Annotated in this window: 15 protein-coding genes; 9 read left to right on the forward strand and 6 right to left on the reverse strand. The window is 36.9% G+C overall.

Annotation, left to right across the window (positions count from 1 at the left end; all coding sequences use genetic code 11):
- Positions 1 to 385: 385 nt before the first annotated feature.
- Both L2586_RS22650 and L2586_RS22655 read left to right on the forward strand, forming a co-directional pair.
- On the forward strand, positions 386 to 925 hold the full coding sequence (locus tag L2586_RS22650) for a GNAT family N-acetyltransferase (RefSeq protein ID WP_235295257.1): 540 nt from the start codon (positions 386 to 388) through the stop codon (positions 923 to 925).
- Between the two features lie 88 nt (positions 926 to 1013).
- Positions 1014 to 2543 (forward strand): alpha/beta hydrolase-fold protein, encoded by a 1530-nt coding sequence (locus L2586_RS22655; protein ID WP_235295258.1) that lies wholly within the window; start codon positions 1014 to 1016, stop codon positions 2541 to 2543.
- 2 nt (positions 2544 to 2545) lie between these two features.
- On the opposite strand, the gene L2586_RS22660 is transcribed toward L2586_RS22655, so the two are convergent.
- The gene (locus L2586_RS22660) at positions 2546 to 2878 is read right to left on the reverse strand and encodes a DUF3817 domain-containing protein (protein WP_235295259.1); all 333 of its coding nucleotides are present in this window, start codon (positions 2876 to 2878) and stop codon (positions 2546 to 2548) included.
- A 146-nt stretch (positions 2879 to 3024) separates the two neighbouring features.
- Between L2586_RS22660 and L2586_RS22665 the strand changes: the two genes are divergently transcribed.
- Positions 3025 to 3651, forward strand: a complete 627-nt coding sequence (locus L2586_RS22665; RefSeq protein WP_235295260.1) for an SDR family oxidoreductase — start codon at positions 3025 to 3027, stop codon at positions 3649 to 3651.
- A gap of 419 nt (positions 3652 to 4070) precedes the next feature.
- Here L2586_RS22665 and L2586_RS22670 read toward each other — a convergent pair whose 3' ends face one another.
- Together L2586_RS22670 and L2586_RS22675 are read right to left on the reverse strand one after the other, a co-directional pair.
- Entirely contained in the window at positions 4071 to 4739 is a 669-nt protein-coding gene (locus tag L2586_RS22670) for a YiiX/YebB-like N1pC/P60 family cysteine hydrolase (protein WP_235295261.1), read from the reverse strand.
- 318 nt (positions 4740 to 5057) lie between these two features.
- Entirely contained in the window at positions 5058 to 5633 is a 576-nt protein-coding gene (locus tag L2586_RS22675; RefSeq protein WP_235295263.1) for a YceI family protein, read from the reverse strand.
- A gap of 343 nt (positions 5634 to 5976) precedes the next feature.
- On the opposite strand from L2586_RS22675, the gene L2586_RS22680 reads away from it, so the two are divergent.
- The 3 genes from L2586_RS22680 (at position 5977) to L2586_RS22690 (ending at position 11306) form a co-directional block, all read left to right on the forward strand.
- A complete protein-coding gene (locus tag L2586_RS22680; protein WP_235295265.1) occupies positions 5977 to 7314 on the forward strand; it encodes an eCIS core domain-containing protein in 1338 nt (445 codons plus the stop codon).
- A 222-nt stretch (positions 7315 to 7536) separates the two neighbouring features.
- On the forward strand, positions 7537 to 8610 hold the full coding sequence (locus tag L2586_RS22685) for a Fic family protein (protein ID WP_235295266.1): 1074 nt from the start codon (positions 7537 to 7539) through the stop codon (positions 8608 to 8610).
- Positions 8611 to 8852: 242 nt separating this feature from the next.
- The gene (locus tag L2586_RS22690) at positions 8853 to 11306 is read left to right on the forward strand and encodes an ATP-binding protein (protein ID WP_235295268.1); all 2454 of its coding nucleotides are present in this window, start codon (positions 8853 to 8855) and stop codon (positions 11304 to 11306) included.
- A gap of 179 nt (positions 11307 to 11485) precedes the next feature.
- On the opposite strand, the gene L2586_RS22695 is transcribed toward L2586_RS22690, so the two are convergent.
- The 3 genes from L2586_RS22695 to L2586_RS22705 all read right to left on the reverse strand — a co-directional run bounded on the left by L2586_RS22695 (position 11486) and on the right by L2586_RS22705 (position 14771).
- Positions 11486 to 12250: a TIGR03915 family putative DNA repair protein gene (locus L2586_RS22695; protein ID WP_235295269.1), complete on the reverse strand. Its 765-nt coding sequence runs from the start codon at positions 12248 to 12250 to the stop codon at positions 11486 to 11488.
- Positions 12251 to 13504 carry a putative DNA modification/repair radical SAM protein gene (locus L2586_RS22700; RefSeq protein WP_235295270.1) on the reverse strand — a complete coding sequence of 418 codons (1254 nt, stop codon included), beginning with the start codon at positions 13502 to 13504 and terminating at the stop codon, positions 12251 to 12253.
- A gap of 331 nt (positions 13505 to 13835) precedes the next feature.
- Entirely contained in the window at positions 13836 to 14771 is a 936-nt protein-coding gene (locus L2586_RS22705) for an IPTL-CTERM sorting domain-containing protein (RefSeq protein ID WP_235295271.1), read from the reverse strand.
- Between the two features lie 341 nt (positions 14772 to 15112).
- On the opposite strand from L2586_RS22705, the gene L2586_RS22710 reads away from it, so the two are divergent.
- From L2586_RS22710 to L2586_RS22720, 3 genes are all read left to right on the forward strand, one after another.
- The gene (locus tag L2586_RS22710; RefSeq protein WP_235295273.1) at positions 15113 to 16687 is read left to right on the forward strand and encodes a sulfatase; all 1575 of its coding nucleotides are present in this window, start codon (positions 15113 to 15115) and stop codon (positions 16685 to 16687) included.
- Positions 16688 to 16694: 7 nt separating this feature from the next.
- Entirely contained in the window at positions 16695 to 17750 is a 1056-nt protein-coding gene (locus L2586_RS22715) for a glycoside hydrolase family protein (RefSeq protein ID WP_235295274.1), read from the forward strand.
- A 172-nt stretch (positions 17751 to 17922) separates the two neighbouring features.
- The gene (locus L2586_RS22720) at positions 17923 to 19524 is read left to right on the forward strand and encodes a hypothetical protein (RefSeq protein ID WP_235295276.1); all 1602 of its coding nucleotides are present in this window, start codon (positions 17923 to 17925) and stop codon (positions 19522 to 19524) included.
- Position 19525: the final 1 nt, after the last annotated feature.

Genomic DNA, 19525 nt, shown 5'->3' on the forward strand with positions numbered 1-19525 from the left:
CTGGAAAGAGTTCTATCAGCCAAGTCGACCACCGGGAACAAAAACGTTTGTTTGGGGATTAGAGAAGTTCGAATCAATTATGATTGGCTACAACATATTAAATTAAAAAGATGTGTACGAACGTCAGCGGTATGCGCTCGGTTCACTCTTGAAATCGAATAATACTTACCTCGCGGTTTACGCTCGGTTCACTCCCTATTTTAACGCTGTTAAAATTGCTGCGCATCGGTTGTTCATCCACGAACTCCAGGAAATGCAGGATTTTAATTTGAGACTTTCGGTAAAGCTATAGTATGTAAGGTGGAGCGTGCAAGGTTTAAGTGAAAAGGTGTCAAAATTGACTTCAATTACTTAAAAACACTAAATTCGTTTCTATTTTACTATTATGGAATTAAAATTTGCCAATCGCTTCCCGGTGATTAAATCAGAGAGAATCACGCTCAGAGAATTAAAAAAATCTGACGCAGAATTTATTCATTTCATGAGGAATGACGCAAAAGTCAATGAATTCGTAGATAGACCTGGAACAGAAAACATAAAAGATGCTGAGTTTTTTATTGAGCAACGTTATCAAGCATTCTTTCATAAAGAGGCTATCTACTGGGGCATCGAACTGAACACGAATGGGTTTATGATTGGAAGTGTTACCCTTTGGCATTTAGATTTAGAAGAAGGCCAAGGTGAACTAGGTTATGATCTTCATCCCAGCTTTCAGCGGAAGGGTTTTATGTCTGAAGCAATAAAAACAGTGCTTAATTATGGCTTTAATATGCTTCAGTTAAAGAAAATTGTAGCATTTACCTCAACAGAGAACAAGCCTTCTCAAAAGATTTTGGAAAAATTTGGATTCGTGAGACTGCCTGATAAGGATATGCCAGAAATGGACTTGGAAGCTGGATTGTACGGTTATTTTTTAAAAGCGTGATCATTAGTAGTTAATAAGTAAGGACGCTTGTTATGAATAAAGTAGCGTTTATACTATATTGTCGATTCAAACAAAAAGCCACGCTAAAATGAAGTTGTCAACTTATTTCTCCTCTATTCTATTTTTATTATTTATTGGTCAATGTATTGCTCAACCAGCAACTCACAAATTATCAGTAAAGATAGAAATTGATGATGATGTAAAACCAAATTTTGAAAAAGATGGAAGACTATACGTTTTTCTAAGTCAAAACATGAATGCAGAACCAAGAACACAAACTTGGCCTAGTCCATTCCAAAAGACCTTTGTTTTTGCTCAAAACATTACCAATGCAAAAGCCGAAGATGGGTTTGAAATAAGTAATTCTGACAAATGGATTAGTACAGCAAATTGGAACCTGGATGAAGTTCCTAATGGAAAGTACAATTTTCAAGTCCTTTGGGATCAAGATGAAACAGAGTCTCGAATAGAGGCAGCTGGAAACTTATACAGTGATGCAGAAGTGATAACGCTTGAAGGAAATAAAGAAGTTACTGTTAGCATTTCTAAGAAAATTCCACCGCATACAGTTGTCGAACACGAATTGGTTAAAGTTATCGATATGAAAAGTGATTTGCTTTCGGAATTCTGGGGCAAGACAATGAATCTAAAAGCAGCTATTTTACTCCCTAGAAACTACGATTCTTCTAAAGCATATCCTATCAGGTATAACGTTGCAGGATATGGTGGTCGTTATTTTAGATTGAATAGACTGGTTTCGAATGAGGAATTCATGGCATGGTGGCAATCAGATGAAGCACCAGAAATTGTCAATGTCTTTTTAGACGGCGAGGGTCCTTTCGGTGATTCATATCAAATGGATTCTGAAAACAGTGGTCCGTATGGCGAATCATTGATCAAGGAATTAATTCCACACATTGAATCGCAATATAGAGGCACATCAGATGCGAAAACAAGATTTGTAGATGGCTGCTCTACTGGTGGTTGGGTTTCTTTAGGACTCCAATTGTACTATCCAGATGACTTTAATGGTGTTTTTTCATACAGCCCAGATGCAGTTGAATTTAGTAACTATCAACTCGTTAATATATATGCGGATGAAAATGCATATACGAATGAATTTGGATATCCTAGACCAGTCATGAGAAGTGTGATGGGGGAGCCGATTTTGGGATTAAAGGAATTTATTCAATATGAAAATGTATTAGGATCTTCTAATACCTACCTTAATTCTGGTGGTCAGTTTAGTGCACACACGGCACTTTATAGTCCTAAAGGAGCAAATGGACTTCCAAAGCCAATTTTTGACCCGATTTCAGGAGATATTGACCATGAAGTGGCTGAACATTGGAAGAAGTATGATTTTAAATTACACGCTGAAGAGAATTGGACAGAGCTAGGACCTAAAGTTGCTGGAAAGATTTATGTATGGATGGGAGATATGGATAATTTTTATCTAAATCCTGCTACAAGAGTGTTTAGTGAATACTTGGAAACTACTGAAAATCCTAAGTCAGATGCGGTTATAGATTTCTCACCGATGCAAGGACACTGTAGTGAATATTCTAACAAAAGAGTATTAATGCAAATGGCTGATCGCTTAGAAACAATAAAATAGTTCTAGCTAGTCTGTGGTTGGTTTTGCAATTCTTGGTGTATACCTTTGAATACTTTATGATCAGCGATAAATGTCCCAAATGGTACAAAAGATGAAAGCAATATAAGGCCAGTCTTAACGATAGACCACTTATAGGAAACTGCAGCAACGATGGCCATCACAACAAATAATAAGAAGAGGAAACCATGAGCACTTCCGACCATTCCTACCATTTCAGGTTTGTCAAATGCATACTTGAGTGGCATCGCGATGAAAAGAAGAACAAGTAATGAAAGACCTTCTATGAAAGCTGTTAATCTAAAAAGGCCAATAAAGGAATTAAAGTATTTTGTCATAGTCTATCTAAATATCAAAGGAGTTGTTTGTAATTAGAGCGCAAAGGTAGGGAATGGTTATTAATTATATGGTAAAGGAATTGGGAATTTAGACATATCGTATTTAGGATTGCGAACATAAGTCAGCTTTTTTCACTTAGATCGGTATGGAAACAGTATTAATAGCAGGTGCAAATGGCACCACAGGAAGAAAAATCGCTAATCTTTTATCGGAATCAAAGGACTATCAACCGATCGCAATGGTTCGAAAAGAAGAACAAGTGGATCATTTCAAGTCGTTAGGCATAGAAACCGTGTTAGGTGATCTAGAAAAAAATATAAGTCATGCTGTTAAAGGTGTGGATAAGTTGATTTTTGCCGCTGGTTCAGGAGGAAAGAAGGTTGTGGAAGTAGACCAAGAGGGAGCGAAAAAAATGATTGATGCATCTGTAGACTTAGGTGTTAAGAAATTTGTGATGCTTAGTTCAATGGGAGCTGATACACCGGAGAAAGGAGGTGATCTAAAAGATTATTTAAAGGCAAAACAAAATGCAGATATCCATTTACGGAAAAGTGGTCTAGACTACACGATTGTTAGACCTGGAACCTTGACTAATGAGGGAGGGTTGAATTACATTGAGTTAAAAGAAAAGTTAGGTGAATCTGGTGAGATTAGTAGAGCGGATGTAGCAGAAACGTTGGTGGATTGTTTAGCAGATGGTGTTGCAGAGAAAGCTACATTTGAAATCATCAAAGGAGAGACCTTAATTAAGGAAGCAGTTAAAAAAGTGTAAGAATTGAGATGCAATTACTCTTGATGACAGCGCTTTTTCAGCGATGTTATTAATGTTCCTGTAGACGGATTCAAGTTTCAAAAACGATACATGGTTAATTTCAAGATACTAATGACGATTAAATACTAAACACAATCCATTAGGTGTCGCACCTACGGAGCTTAAATATATATTTCATATTTTTATTACAAAGGTGTCACCCCTCTAGGGTTTTACTCTTGATGACAGCGCTTTTTCTAGCGATGTTATCAATGTTCAGGATACAGATTCATTAGTTTGTGTAAGCCTAGTTGTGGTCCGTAGCATTTTCTCACACTGAAATTAGCTTCAAAAATAGAAAACTAACCTGATACTTTTTAAGCGAAGGAATGAGCTTAGGCAAGAAAGTGTAAGGTTTATCTTGCATCTTATCTACATCTTTAATCAAAATACTCATGGACAATTTCTAGTTTAGACGACTTACTCATAAGACCTGGATTAATACCAGGTTCGCCCTCAGGAATAGGAAAACGATGCGCTTCAAAATAATCTACCCAAATAGAAAAGAATTCATTAGTCCTAGGATCTTTAAATGTCATTGGAGCCAATTGGAAAATGGTATCACCAGCATTTGTATTAAATGCATCATGTATTAATTCAGAACAGTAGTATTTCTGATTTCCGTATATAAATAACGTGTCATAAGGTTTGTCTAATTGATTGAGCACCCAATTATTGATAGACGGAATAGCCTCTTTATACTTAGATTTTAATCTGCCAACCGCAATGTTGGGCTGATTATCTAATGTTACACTTGCCATTAGGAAAGTATCAAGTGGAGTAAGACCAACTCCTCCTGACATAGTAGCTTCGAAAACCTTCAAAGTTCCTTCATCATTGATAACCATTCCCACATGAGCAAAATCGTTATCACCGTATCCATCAGTCACTGCATTAATCGCTTTAGCGAATTCAGAAGACTCCCACTTCTGAAAAAGCAGATCACCTTCTTTTAGGTGAAAAGTTTCATCCTTACATCCGATAATAACAAAAAGTAGCAGTAGATAAACAATTGTAATAATTCCTTTCTCTTTGATTGATATATACATAAGCGCAAAGAAATGAATTTATTCCCAATTCTAACCTGACGCTTTTTAGCGAAGGCCTGAACGTAGTAGGAAAGGGTAAGATTTTTTAGTTAATTGGGAATAATTGATGTCCTTCTAATCCTCAAAATAGAAATCAACCGGAACCTTTTTAAGCACAGCAATGCGGGCAGTCAAGAAAGTGTTAGGTTTTTTGACAAATGAGAATTGTTCAATATGCAGAATAAGCATCAGCCCTACAAAGGTTAAAACTTAATTTAAAGTCATCAATTCAGAAGAGTAAGATTCACGTGCTGCCTTAGATTATTCTGAAATCGATTTTTAATTTTCTTTTGGTTCTTCTACTTCCACATTGCACAAGATTTCGATTATAGGCGCAACAGAACCAGCTGCTCCAGATACTCCAAAGTCATTTCTGTCCACATTCCCTGTTAATTGGAATCCTACCTTATTTCTGCCATCTCTAGTTTTAGTTGAACCTATATGATGGGCAGCAATTTCAACTTCCTTTGTGTTACCTTTCATGGTCAAATTTCCTACGACAGTGTACATATTGTCCTCAGTTTTCGTAAACGAAGTACTTACAAAGCTTATCGTAGGATGATTTTCCATATCGAAAAAATCATTTCTTTTGAGATGATTGTCTCTACCTTCAGCTCCAGTATTTATACTGTTGACCTGAGCAGTAAAGGATACTTTGGCTCCTGTGAAATCTTCTGGTGTACCTCCTTCCATCGTGGCCTCGAATTCCATAAATCTACCATTGATAAAGGAAATTCCGGAATGTTTTGCGTTGAACATAATGCTAGAGTGATTAGCATCAACTTTCCATGATTGAGCATTGGAACTAATGGCAATAAGCATTATTGCCAAAAATAAATATAAGTGATTTTTCATGTTGAAATTGTTTAGAAAACCAATATACAGAATAGGTAGAATAAATCTGAAAGTTTTTGGAAGATCTTATTTGCTGGCAGAAAATTAAAGTTTGCCTTGGATATTGATCCTTTCAAAGTATCAACCTCACACTTTTTAAGTCAAGGTATGAGCGTAGCAGGAAAGTGTTAGGTTTTTTCATAATAAAGCAAAAAGCGGAATCAAGAATAAGTAGATTTCCCAATTCATTATTAAAATTAAAAAACTAGTACATCTACGTATACAACATATGCGATTTTTAATTTAACTTTAGGTATATCAAATGTTTAACACCCCCATTATTCATCTGATAAACCCCAAACCAATGGATCATATACATGATCGCACCACAGATGCTGAATACTCGAAGGCCAATTCGAATGAATTAAGCATGGCAACTGTTGACCCTGTTCAAACAGTTTCGTTTGCACCACCACCATTGCAACTTAAAGTTGAAAGCCCGGAAAAGGATAAGCCAGAAATTGGAAACGAAGAAAAATCTGCCCAACTCAAAACAGCAAATGGTGAAGGCGATGAAAATCCGCCTCATGATGCTTCTTCCCCAAATAATACTGGTCTACCTAAACAATTGAAAAGTGGGGTGGAAAACCTCTCAGGATTTTCGCTCGATGACGTAAAAGTCCACTACAATTCTGATAAACCAGCCCAACTACAAGCTCACGCATATGCACAAGGGACAGATATTCACTTAGCTTCAGGTCAAGAAAAACATCTGCCTCATGAAGCATGGCATGTTGTCCAGCAAAAACAAGGAAGAGTAAAACCGACCATCCAGATGAAGGCATTCAGCATCAATGATGATGCTGGGTTAGAGAAGGAAGCGGATGTGATGGGGGAGAAGGCGATGGATTCAACTTGCCCAAAAAAGTCGTTTCAATTGAAAAAGAGCTCCAACAATACAGAAATTATTCAACAGCGTAATTGGGGTAAGACTATTGCAAATATTGCTTCGTTTGGTATTCGGAAATTGATTGTTCATATTCAGAGAGCAAACCAAAATCAGCCAGCAAATAACGCAGGACCTGTTCCTCAGGCAGATCCAGAAGATGAATTTGTGAATGCGTATGAACAATCTAGATATTATCATCATACAGAATTTGCAGATAATATGCCTTCTATTGAACAACATGGGTTGCTGAATTATAAAGATCGACCGAAAGTTTTGGGGAAACAAGTTCATGGTATGTCCAGAATAGGTGGAGATTTTGAAGGTGATGAAAAGAAAGGAGTGTTCTTAGGCCCTTCAAGGGATTGGATGACAGAGGGAGATAGCACTAATATGTCGAGAAATGTCGTTCGAGCTTTTCTTCCTTCCGATAGAACTGTTAAAAATAATACGTATGATGGAACAGATGTTCCTTCTAAAGAACTATATCGCGACGGTAAATATCCAGGTGCATTCATCACTAAAGACAGTATAGGAGGAGATCAAGTTACTGGCCAAGAATTGCTAGAATTATTAGATCGTGATGATCCCAAAGTGGATTCAATTATCCAAACGGTGGCAACTCAATACGAAGGAGAAGCTCCTGATCTTGACACAATGAAGTTGCACATGAGAGCAGCCATCATGAAAAGAAGATTATCAAACGCACCATTACATGATATAGATGATAAATTAATGAAGGAAGATAACTTATAAGAGAAACAATAATATTCTTAAGATAAACCCCAAACCAATGGATCATATACATGATCGCACCATAGATGCTGTACACTCGAAGGCCAATTCGAAAGATTCTTAAAATATTGCTACTGACTCATTTCAAGTAGTTACCTTCTATTAAAAATAAACATGTAAAGAAAATTAGATTATCTTTACACGTAAATTGTATGTGTAAATAAAGTGCAGTTTTCTTTACGTATGACAAAACCAACAAAATGGCAACTGGATCCACTGCCAATCAAACAGGATCTTGAAACCAAATCAGTGCTCAAGAGACTGCCAAAAGCTCATGCAGCATTGGCGGAATTAAAAGGAATTGCTTCAACTATTCCCAATCAAAATATATTGATTAATACTCTTGGTTTACAAGAAGCAAAAGATAGTTCAGAAATTGAAAATATTATCACAACTCATGATGAGTTATATAAGACAGGATTGAGCTTGATTTCCTCATTAGATTCAAAAGAAGTTCAAAATTATATTGAAGCAATGAAGGTTGGATTTGCTCTTATCCAACAAAATCAATTACTTACAAATAATACAATCCTTAAAATTCAAGAGAGATTAGAAAAGAATAAGGCTGGATTTAGGAAAGTGCCAGGAACCGTGCTTAAAAATGCTTCATCAGGGGAAGTTGTTTACGAGCCTCCTCAGGATTATGATACAATCGTGGGATTAATGAAGAATCTTGAAGAGTTTATAAATGACGATTCAATTACGGATCTAGACCCATTAATAAAAATGGCAATAATCCATTTGCAATTTGAAAGCATTCATCCATTCTATGATGGAAATGGTAGAACTGGTAGAATAATCAACATTCTGTATTTAATTACGCAAGGTCTATTAAATCTTCCAATTCTGTATTTAAGTAATTACATCATAAAAAACAAGCAGAAGTACTATGAACTACTTCAATCTGTAAGAACAGAAAATAGGTGGGAAGAATGGTTGATCTATATGATTGAATCTGTAGAAAAAACATCTAAAGATACAATTGAGCTAATTAGCCAAATCAAACTCCAGATGCAAAGCATGAAAACAACATTAAGAGAAAACTACAAGTTCTACAGTCAAGATTTACTCAACAATCTTTTCAAACATCCGTATTCAAAAATAGAATTCTTAGTAAAAGACCTAGGAGTAAGTAGGTTAACTGCTGCGAACTATCTAAACCAACTTTCCAACGACGGAATTCTTAGAAAAGAGAAATTGGGAAAGTCAAACTATTACGTAAATGAGGGACTATTTGAACTACTTAAAAAGAGGTAACAGAAAGTACATGATGTAAGAGCTCGTTCCTCGCTCCTCCGAATGAACTAGAATCGTTACACACGCTTCATCACTCTGAAGTTGTAAGTAATCCAAATGGATATATTAGAAAAAGGCTGAATTAATCTGATTCTAGTTTTTGAATTCTAAATTCATTTCAATAATGACCTACCATCTAAGTAAATATTGAAATTTAGCAGCCATTCGTTATCTTTCGCTTTCAATCAATAAAAAAATTAATTATGCAATTGCCACAGGAGAAAATGGGTTCCTTTTTTTTAGGAGCTGAATATGATATTAGCAAAAGTGAATTAATTGACGAACCAGTCATTTATGATGCCAGAGATCTAACAACACATGCTGTATGTGTAGGTATGACGGGAAGTGGAAAAACTGGATTATGCATTGGTTTGCTAGAAGAAGCTGCTATTGATCAGGTACCAGCAATAATCATTGACCCAAAAGGAGATATGACTAATCTGTTGCTTCAGTTTGAAAACCTTTCTCCTAAGGAGTTTGAAAAATGGATTAATCCAGATGATGCTAGTAGAAAAGGCATGTCGGTTACTGATTATGCCCAAAAAACTGCTGAAACTTGGCGAAACGGTTTAGCTGGATGGGGTGAAGATGAAGAGCGGATAAAACTTTTAAAAGAAAGTGTCGATTATACGATTTATACTCCAGGTTCCGATTCAGGAGTACCCATCAATATTTTAGGTTCATTTGCTGCTCCACAGGTTGATTTCGATTCAGATACAGAAATGCTTCGCGAAAGAATTCAGGGTACCGTGGCTGCATTGCTTGGGATGGTTGAAAGCAAAGAAGATCCTGTTCGAAGTAGGGAAGGGATACTGCTTGCCATGCTTTTCGAGCATCACTGGCGAAAAAATGAAGACTTAGACCTTACGAAAATAATTATGGGTATTCAAAAACCACCGTTTACGAAGATTGGTGTTTTTGATATAGATACTTTCTTTCCTGAAAAAGACCGATTTGATTTAGCAATGGAGTTTAATACACTCGTTGCATCTCCTCAGTTTCAATATTGGTTGCAAGGTGAAGCTTTAGATATAGACAAATTGTATTTTACTCCGGAAGGTAAAGTGCGACACAGCATTATGTATATCGCTCATTTGTCCGACAGTGAACGAATGTTTTTTGTTACACTTTTGCTGAATAGCTTGATCACTTGGATGAGAAGACAGTCAGGTACAACGAGTCTGAGAAGTTTGTTGTATTTCGATGAAATATTCGGTTACTTCCCTCCCACGGCGCAACCTCCGTCTAAAAAACCTTTGCTAACGATTTTAAAGCAAGCAAGGGCATTTGGGGTAGGTGCAGTTTTAGTGACTCAAAATCCGGTGGACATTGATTACAAAGGATTGTCGAATGCCGGAACTTGGTTTATAGGGAAGTTACAAACGGAAAGAGATAAGGCACGAGTACTTCAAGGGCTTGAAGGTGCGATCGCTGAGGCCGGGTCAAGTATCAAAACTGATTTTGGCAAACTCATATCGTCTTTAGGATCACGAGTGTTTTTACTGCATAATGTGCATGAAGATGAGCCAGTCGTGATGCACACCCGCTGGGTAATGTCTTATCTTCGTGGTCCTTTGACGCGTCCACAAGTCAAGGAGTTAATGAAGGAAAAAAAGGCTTTACGCGCATCAAATTCGAAGTCTACATCATCGTCGTCAACGGTAGGAAACATTGACATTAAAAAAACCTCTGCACATCCGCCATCATTGGATTCTGGGATTCAGCAAATGTTCTTTCCAGTATGGAAGTCAGCCTCAGAGGCTAGTTCAGAAATTGGCAAAGGTGACTTGGAATTGATATATGAAGGATATGGTTTTGCTTGCGGAGATGTTAGATTTTATGATGCTAAACGAGGCTTAGACGAAGTGAAGTCATTGGCCTTTCTGACTCCTCCTCCAGATGATTTTGGTCGAATAGAGTGGGATAAAGTACAATCAATAAAGAATTGGGAAAAGAAATTAATTCAGAAACCCGACCACCCAGATTCAGTTGATGTTTCTTTTGCGGATACGCCTGAATCCATGAACACTTTGAAGGAAGTGAAGGCTGTAGAGAAAGAGTTTTCGGATTACCTTTATCAGAGCCAATCCATGCCTATCTTAGCACATGAGAAATTTGAAATCTATCAAGTGCCGAATGAAGGAAAAGAATCTTTTCATTCGAAAATTACTCAGGCTGCTAGGGAAAAACGAGATGAAGAGATAGATGATATCCAGAATAGATACGAGGAAAAATTTGACAAGATTAAGGATCGAATTAGAGATGAGGAGCAGGATTTATACGAACATGAAGCAGAAATGAAAGATCGGCGGACTGCTGAAATCATCGGAGTGGCGGAAACCATTTTTTCTGTATTTAAAGGAAGGAGAAGGTCTTTTAGTACAGCGGCAACGAAAAGCCGAATGCGACGAAAAGCGGCACAAAAAATGGAGGCTACGCGTATAGATTTGGAAGAACTCCATGACGATTACAGAGATCTGGAAAAAGAGCTTCAAGAAAAGATACAAGAGGTGAAAGAGAGATGGGAAGCTGTTTCTGCCGATATTACGGTGCATGAAGTCAAACCAAGGCGAGCGGATGTAAAAGTGGATCAAGTCATGTTGGTGTGGCAGCCTTTCTGGGTTGCGAAGAATGGGGAAAGGGTAAGTGCAATGTAGAGCTCGAACATTATTATTGATTTATGGTGAGCATTGGATAAGAAATTACATTGATGCGTGTGAATGCTTGGACTCCATAATGGCAAGAGCGGATTTTTGGTGTCTATACAAACATTTGAATATGCAAGGTCTACTTCGGTTAGAGCAGTCTTACCTTTTATGTTTGAGGGCAATTTGGGTCAATTCCACTTCTCAACCAAGTAAGTCCAATACCTTCGAGGAACATGCCGTTCGTGAAGTTTGGTGTTGTTTCTTTCTTTTATATTCACACTTTGAAAATAGGCTTGCCACATTTTCTGATAGGATAACTCATCGCTACTTAAATTTTCATGCCTTATCTTTTCTTGGTATAAGTCTATATGCTCTTCAAAATTTACTACATCTATCTTCCCTTCAGAATGAAAGATTCCATACGATCTTTTCGTATCATAAATCAACCATTCCATTGTTGGATATCGGTCTTTGAAATGTTTTCCGATAAGAGGAAGGACATTAAAATCGGGATTGACAATTGCGACGTAAAGATCATCTTTCAATTGTTGAAACCTAACGAAAGCATGCATTCGATGAACTTCTCGACCCATCATCTTTTTCGCTTTGTGAAGTCGCAAGATTCGTGAATCTCCGAAGTCACTTATTTTGTAAGCTTTACCATCAAAAATCATCTTTATAAAATAGACCAAGTCATTGTGAATTTGCGTCGATTCTTGTAGGAAAACGGAATAAATGAAGGCAAGCACCTTCTTAGAAGTTTTATCTTTTATGCCATTTATAATTCGCTCAGCATGCTGCTCATTCGTGGAAACGATAATAGCTTCTCCAAAGATCTTAGATTGATGATGATCTTGTTCTACGACCGTACAATCATTTATTTTCTGAATATACATTTCAAAAATGCAAGTCAAGAAGCCTTCATATGAACCATCGAAAACCAGTTCCACCATCTATTGAAAAAGGCTTAATTGGGTAGAAGAAATCGTAGTTGATTTAGCGGCAGGCAACATAAATTGTCTTTTAATCGCTGAGGAAGCATTGAGCACAGTGTATTTACTATCTCCACATTCTATGAAAAATTGTGCCCTCTTCCATATGACTCCTATCTTTTTTAGATGTTCAATATTGAGTTTCCTGAATTTTCTAGCAGCAATGATTTTTTTAGCAGATTTCACTCCGACTCCGGGAATTTTTAAGATGGAATGGTATTCAGCTTTATTGATATCAACTGGAAATAAATGGGGATTTCGCAAAGCATGAGCAGCTTTGGGATCAATATCAATATCTAAATCGGGGAATTCATCATTCACAATATCATTCACATCAAATTTATAAAATCGCATTAACCAATCTGCCTGATACAGGCGGTTTTCTCGAAGTACTGGTGTTTTATCTACGATAGGCAACCTTGGGTCATCGCTTATGGGAACATATCCACTATAATATACCCGCTTCAATTTTTTCTCAACATATAATTGATCACTCAGTTCAAGAATATGTTTGTCATTCTCCGGACTGGCACCTATCACCAACTGAGTAGACTGGCCACCTGGCGAAACTTTAGGTGCATGTCTAAATTTCTGACGTTCAATTTTGCTTTCCTGAATGGCACCTTTTAAGTATTCCATTGGCTCCATTGCATCCTTAAAAGACTTCTCTGGAGCGACTAGCTTTAAGCTTTTTTCTGAAGGCATCTCAATATTGACACTTAAGCGATCTGCATATAATCCTGCTTCATAAAGCAGTTCGTCGCTAGCTCCTGGAATAGCTTTCAAGTGAATATATCCATTGAAATCATGTTCTTTCCTTAGTTTTTTCGCCACCCGAACAAGTCTTTCCATAGTATAATCAGCACTTTTAAATATACCTGAACTCAAGAACAACCCTTCTATGTAGTTTCTCTTGTAAAAATTGATGGTCAAGTCGACTACTTCATCTACTGTGAAAGCTGTTCTTCGAATGTCATTACTTTTTCGGGTAACGCAGTATGCACAATCAAAAATGCAGAAATTAGTCAGTAAAATTTTCAATAAAGAAACACACCGACCATCTTGTGTATAGCTATGACAAATGCCCATTCCTGAACTATTGCCTAATCCATTTTTTGTATTTTTTCTTTTGCTTCCACTTGATGCACAAGACACATCGTATTTAGCAGCGTCGGATAGAATTTCTAACTTTTGAACTACACTTAATTTCCCCATAAGTCGCAAATATCGTCATTTTATAGTCGGAGTTATAGACAATGCGGAATAATTATTGCACGAAAACGAACTTGATTATCATTGAAATGATATTTTGAGATGTACTTAGACGCTGAAAGAACAGTGTTTAGAGATAAATATGATTCATAGAAGTCCACACCAGAAATGGACTAAGCAATCTCTCCGTTTCACTCCTAGCTTAACTGTTCAATGTCTAATTTCAACCTGACATTTTTTAAGCGGAGCAACGAGAGCATGCAAGAAAGTGTAAGGTTTTTATCAAAGCAGAAATTGGCTAAGCAATCTCTGCGAGCTTACCTGCCCAATTTCGTTAGATGCTTACTTGTCTTAAGGCTTTCTGTCGAATACCCACAATTCCAAAAATCAGAACCAATAAGCTAAGAGTTATTATACCCCATTGCCCGAGTGTCGGCACACCAGCTGAAGGTGGTAAACTTCTATTGTTATTTAGTTCAATAGTTAATTTTAATCCAGATTCACTTACCAAAGTTGTTAGCCCGGTACCATCTAAATTTATGCTGTAAATTCCGTTCCTATCATTAAAAAATATTTTACCACTATCTGCATCAAGAACAACACCTCCAGGAGTATTTAAGCCACTAGTAATTACTGTATATCCTGTTCCATCTGGGTTAATTCTTGAAAGATTATTTCCTGAAAATTCAGTAAAATAGATGAATCCAGAGCTCATATCTTTTGCTAACTTGAGCGTACCATTTGTACCTGTAAAAACATTGGTGACATTACTGCCATCAAAATCGGCTGAATTGATCTGGGAAGCTCCAGTTACAGCCCAATAGATTTTTTGATTCGCAATGTCTAACGCAATCCCTTCAAGAAGACCTGTACCTGTCACAACTACTTCAATATTGCTACCATCAAGGTTTGCTTTTGAAATGGTCTGAGGTGTGGATTCTGCATAATACATTTTACCAGCAGCTAAATCTAGCTCCATACCGTCTGGAGAACTTAATCCGCTTATGAGGTTCACTAAACCACTTCCATCTGTAGCCATTCGAAAGATAGTAGCTGCAGAAGAACCATCTACAAAATATAGAGAATCATTGAGTGGGTTGTAAACAACATCTTCCGGAAAAGTAGATATTGACGTAAGAGTCTGAACATTTGTTCCATCTAAGTCGGAAGACTTAATTGTTCCGTCACCTGTATTACCCCAATAGATAGACGTTTGCGCGACAAGAGAAAATCCGATGAATACAAATAGAAAAGTTAAAATTTTAGACATATTGAAATTGATTTTTAGGATTAGGGAGACAAATGTAGTATAATTAACATAGTTTCTACTACTTTCATTGACTTTAATAACATTACGATTCTTGAATTCAGACCAGAAATGGACTAAGCAGTCTCTGCGTTTCACTCCAAGCTTAACTGTCTGATTTCTAATTTCAACCTGACAATTTTTAAGCGGAGCCATGAGAGCATGCAAGAAAGTATAAGGTTTTTATCACAGCAGAAATTGGCTAAGCAGTCTCTGCGTTTCGCTCCTAGCTTACCTGTCCAATTTCTTCCCAGTTTAACTTAAATAGAAATTTATACTATATTCATTCCAAAAACAGCGAGATAATGATAAATAAAGGAATTTTTGTGAAAGCAAGTATGATCATTCTCATTCTTGCATGTCACTTGTTTACATCCTGCAAGTCCACAAAAATTGGCAGTAATAAAACCTCAGAAAAACCGAATATCGTTTTATTTTTTGTGGATGATATGGGGTGGCAAGATACTTCTCTACCATTCTGGGATCGAAAAACACCATACAATGATATATACCGCACGCCTAATATGGAACGATTAGCGAAGGAAGGTATTAAATTTACACAGGCATATGCAACCCCAGTATGTTCTCCTACAAGAGTAAGTCTAATGACAGGCATGAATGCCGCAAGACACCGAGTTACAAATTGGACATTGCATAAAGATGTTCTGAAACCACAAGAAATAAATCATAAGAAATTAACCTTTCCGGATTGGAATGTGAATGGATTAAGTCCAGTAGCGGGAATTAATCATTCCGTTTTTGCAACGCCCCTTCCTCAAGTATTACACGATTCAGGATACTATACCATTCATGCAGGCAAAGCACACTTTGGTGCGATCGGAACACCCGGAGAAGATCCTATTAACCTTGGTTTCGATGTTAATATTGCGGGTCATGCCGCTGGCGCACCTCAAAGTTATCTTGGGACTGAAAATTTCGGGAATGGAATGGATGACAAAAAAGTCTGGGCAGTTCCAGGCTTAGAAAAGTATCACGGCAAAGATATTTTCTTAACAGATGCGCTGACACGCGAAGCCTTGCTTTCTATTGATACTGCAGTTCAAGATAAAAAACCATTTTTCTTGTATATGGCACATTATGCAATTCACACACCTTTGTATGCTGACAAAAAATATGTTCAGAAATACCTGGATGCTGGATTGGACCCTAAAGAAGCAAAGTATGCCTCCATGATAGAAGGAATGGATAAAAGTCTGGGTGATATTATGGATCACTTAGCTGAAAATGACCTAGTTGATAATACCATTATACTATTTATGTCAGATAATGGAGGACTTAGTGCGCATGCTCGGGCTGGCGTACCTCATACACACAATGCTCCACTAAATAGTGGGAAAGGATCGGCCTATGAAGGTGGTATTCGAGAGCCAATGATTGTAAAATGGCCAGGAGTTACCCAATCCAATTCTGAAACGGATGAAATGGTAATCATTGAAGATTTTTATCCTACGATAATAGAAATGGCGGGCATTCGCCAACCTAATATTCAACAAACAATAGACGGGATTAGCTTTGTGCCAATGTTAGAACAATCATACCAGAAGCCTTCCGAGCTGCGACCGTTATTCTGGCACTTCCCGAATCATTGGGGGCCTTCAGGACCTGGAATAGGTGCGTCTAGTTCAGTTCGATATGGTGATTTCAAATATCTCTACTACCATCTTGATGAAAGAAAAGAGCTATTTAATATTGCAGAAGATATAGGCGAGACCAAGAATCTAATTGATGAAAATCCGGAGAAAGCGAAAGCATTAGAAAAAATACTATCTGATTATTTGCGGAAAGTGGATGCTCAGTTTCCTATAAATAAAGAGACTGGAAAGAAAACGCCCTTCCCAGATGAAAGTGTTAATTCATAATTGTATAATGAAAAATAGTAAAATCGTTCTTGCCATTTTAGTTTCTTACTTAAGCATCTCTTGCGCTCTAGCGCAGAAGAAGAGTGACGATCTGATGATAAGTGACAAAATACAAGCGGTTATCCAGGATAATATTTTCAAAACAGAAGGTTATTATAATTGGGGAGCATCAATAATAAAAGATGAGAACGGTAAGTATCATAATTTTTACGCCAGATGGAAACGAGAATACCGTTTTTTCGGATGGCTTACTTATTCGGAAGTGGCTCACGCTGTAAGTGACAGTCCAAGTGGTCCTTGGGAATATGTAGAGACCGTTTTAGAAGGACGTCGAAATGGAAAATGGGATGCGATTACCGCTCATAATCCTAAAATAAAACATTTTGATGGAAAATACTATCTCTACTATATCAGCACGAATATGGGCGAGAAAAATTACACGGAAGATGATTTAATTGAAATTTCAGAAACGGGATATAATCATCCAGATTGGAAAATCCTTAGACCTAATCAAAGAACTGGTGTAGCCGTTTCAGAATCTCTTAATGGACCTTGGGAAAGAATGGATGAACCTCTGATCGAACCTTCGGGCCCTATTACGACATTGACCGTTAATCCTGCCATTGACAAAGGAAAAGATAGCAAGTATTACTTAATCGTAAAAGGTGATAAACCTAATGAAACCAAGTTCATTAGAAATCAAGCAGTAGCCATCGCTGATCACCCAGCGGGCCCATTCGTAATTCAAGAAAAACCAGTGATTGATTACTTGGACACGGAGGATATGTCGGTCTGGTATGATGAAAATCGGGAAAGGTTTTATGGGGTTTTTCATGCTCACTCTTTCATAGGTATGATAACTTCTGAAAATGGAACGGATTGGGAAAAGGCGGCAAATTATAAATTGACAGAAAAGAAAATTTTATTAGAGGATGGTACTTATTTGATACCTAATCGAATGGAACGTCCATTTGTATTGCAAGCAGATGGAGAACCGAAAGTGCTTGTGGTTGCGGTTAAAAAAGGGGACGATTCCTATTCGGTCTATATTCCATTAAATTGACCTAAATAGATCCTCCTGAAATGCTTTATGGTTGTAAATGTCCTAGAACAAATTAATGGGCAAGTCATTTGACAAAAACCATAATTTTTTCATATTTGAATAAGGGTGAATGGTTGAAAATGAATCATTTAATAGGAGAACGTAACTTCCCCTAAATTAAAAACATCCACCTATGAAATCAGGAATCGTTATTTTTTGTCTTTTGCTAATATGCTCATTAGGGCTGAATGCTCAATATAACACATCTACATATCTATACGATACCATCTCCTCGGGCCCATTTATAGAGCAGGAAGGAAAGGGATATAATTTTTATTTCCTAACAGAAGGAAAAGGAACCATGGTTTCTACGAGAGGTTTGGTAACCAATCCGTCTATGACCTATGAAAATTTCAATCACTACCATATTCAAAGCACAGGTGAAGTAGATTCTATATTTTCTATTGCTGTTAGAGCTGATGTGAACCATCATTATACGATGTATCAGAGAGGTGCGCCTAAGATGTTACAATTTAGAGTTGGGACATCGAATGATCCATCATTTGAAAAAATAAAATCTAAGTATCCAATATTAGGGTCATTATACAACAATGATGAATCTTTAGAAATAAACACAATCGACATTGCTAATAATGCTTCAGTAAAATATAATCTAACGAATTATACTTACGAGCAAGGTAAAGTTGCTAAAAGGGAAGCAAAATCGATAGTGGAACTGGAAGAAGGTTATGTAGTGAAAGATCAGCTTACCGTTTCGACAATTGCTGAACCAATTAGTATCATTACTACTTCTAAAGTAATAGAAGGTAATAAGGAAGAAAAATTCAACGATCTAAAAGAATTTAGGTTCTTAACCTTGGATAAATCCGGGAAAGTTACAGCTCAAGAAGACATTGTTTTTGATAGAGCGTACCTAACAGATAACTCAGGGCTGATACATAATCTATCTGGTAAACTATCTGGATTCTACATCACGTTGATCGAGGCAGGAGGAACTGGAGATTATAAAAAAGCGAATGAAGATTATAATTCTGCTGTTCGGAAATTATTGATTTTTGATGAAGCTGGAAAGTATCAGAAGGAAGTGATGTTGTCACTACCATTTGCACCAAAAGCGAAAGAAATAGACGATCAAAAAATCATCAAGGTTGTAGAAAAGGATGATAGCCATATTGTTTTATTAAAAACAAAAGGGAACAAAAAGAAAAAAATAGGGGAAGGAATCTACACCTATTTAGCTAAGGATAATGAGGCACAAGAAATTAATTTCCAGAAAGATATTGATCTAGAAATCGTTCAGGAGCTTAGAAATAAAACGGAAGCAATGACAAGTGTTAGTGATCGCTATGATTATGCTGTAAAGTTAGAGAATGGCAAAGTAGCTATGATTGCATCTGAATTTGGAAACGACTTGAAAATGATTGTCCTTGATGCAAATGGAAATTTAATAAATACGGGAACTATCTACTTAGCGAATAATGTCGTAGGATCAAGTGCGAAATTGACATTCGAACACTTAGACCAAAACAAATTACTAATTGTTTCTAGAGTAGCCGATAAGAAGTCTGTGAAGACAAGTTATTCTATCTTCAATGGTGATGATGGCACAATACGAACTATTCAGCCTGAACAGAAATTAATGAAAATCAATAGCTATAGAAATGGTGAAGACATCATAGTATATGGCTCATCAATAGAGGATGAAAAAGAAATTCACTTCGTACTAGAAAAGTTAGCATCGAAAGAAGCAGGATTAACAATGGGTACAAATTAAC

This window comes from Portibacter lacus (genome assembly GCF_021533215.1).
GTDB lineage: Bacteria > Bacteroidota > Bacteroidia > Chitinophagales > Saprospiraceae > Portibacter > Portibacter lacus.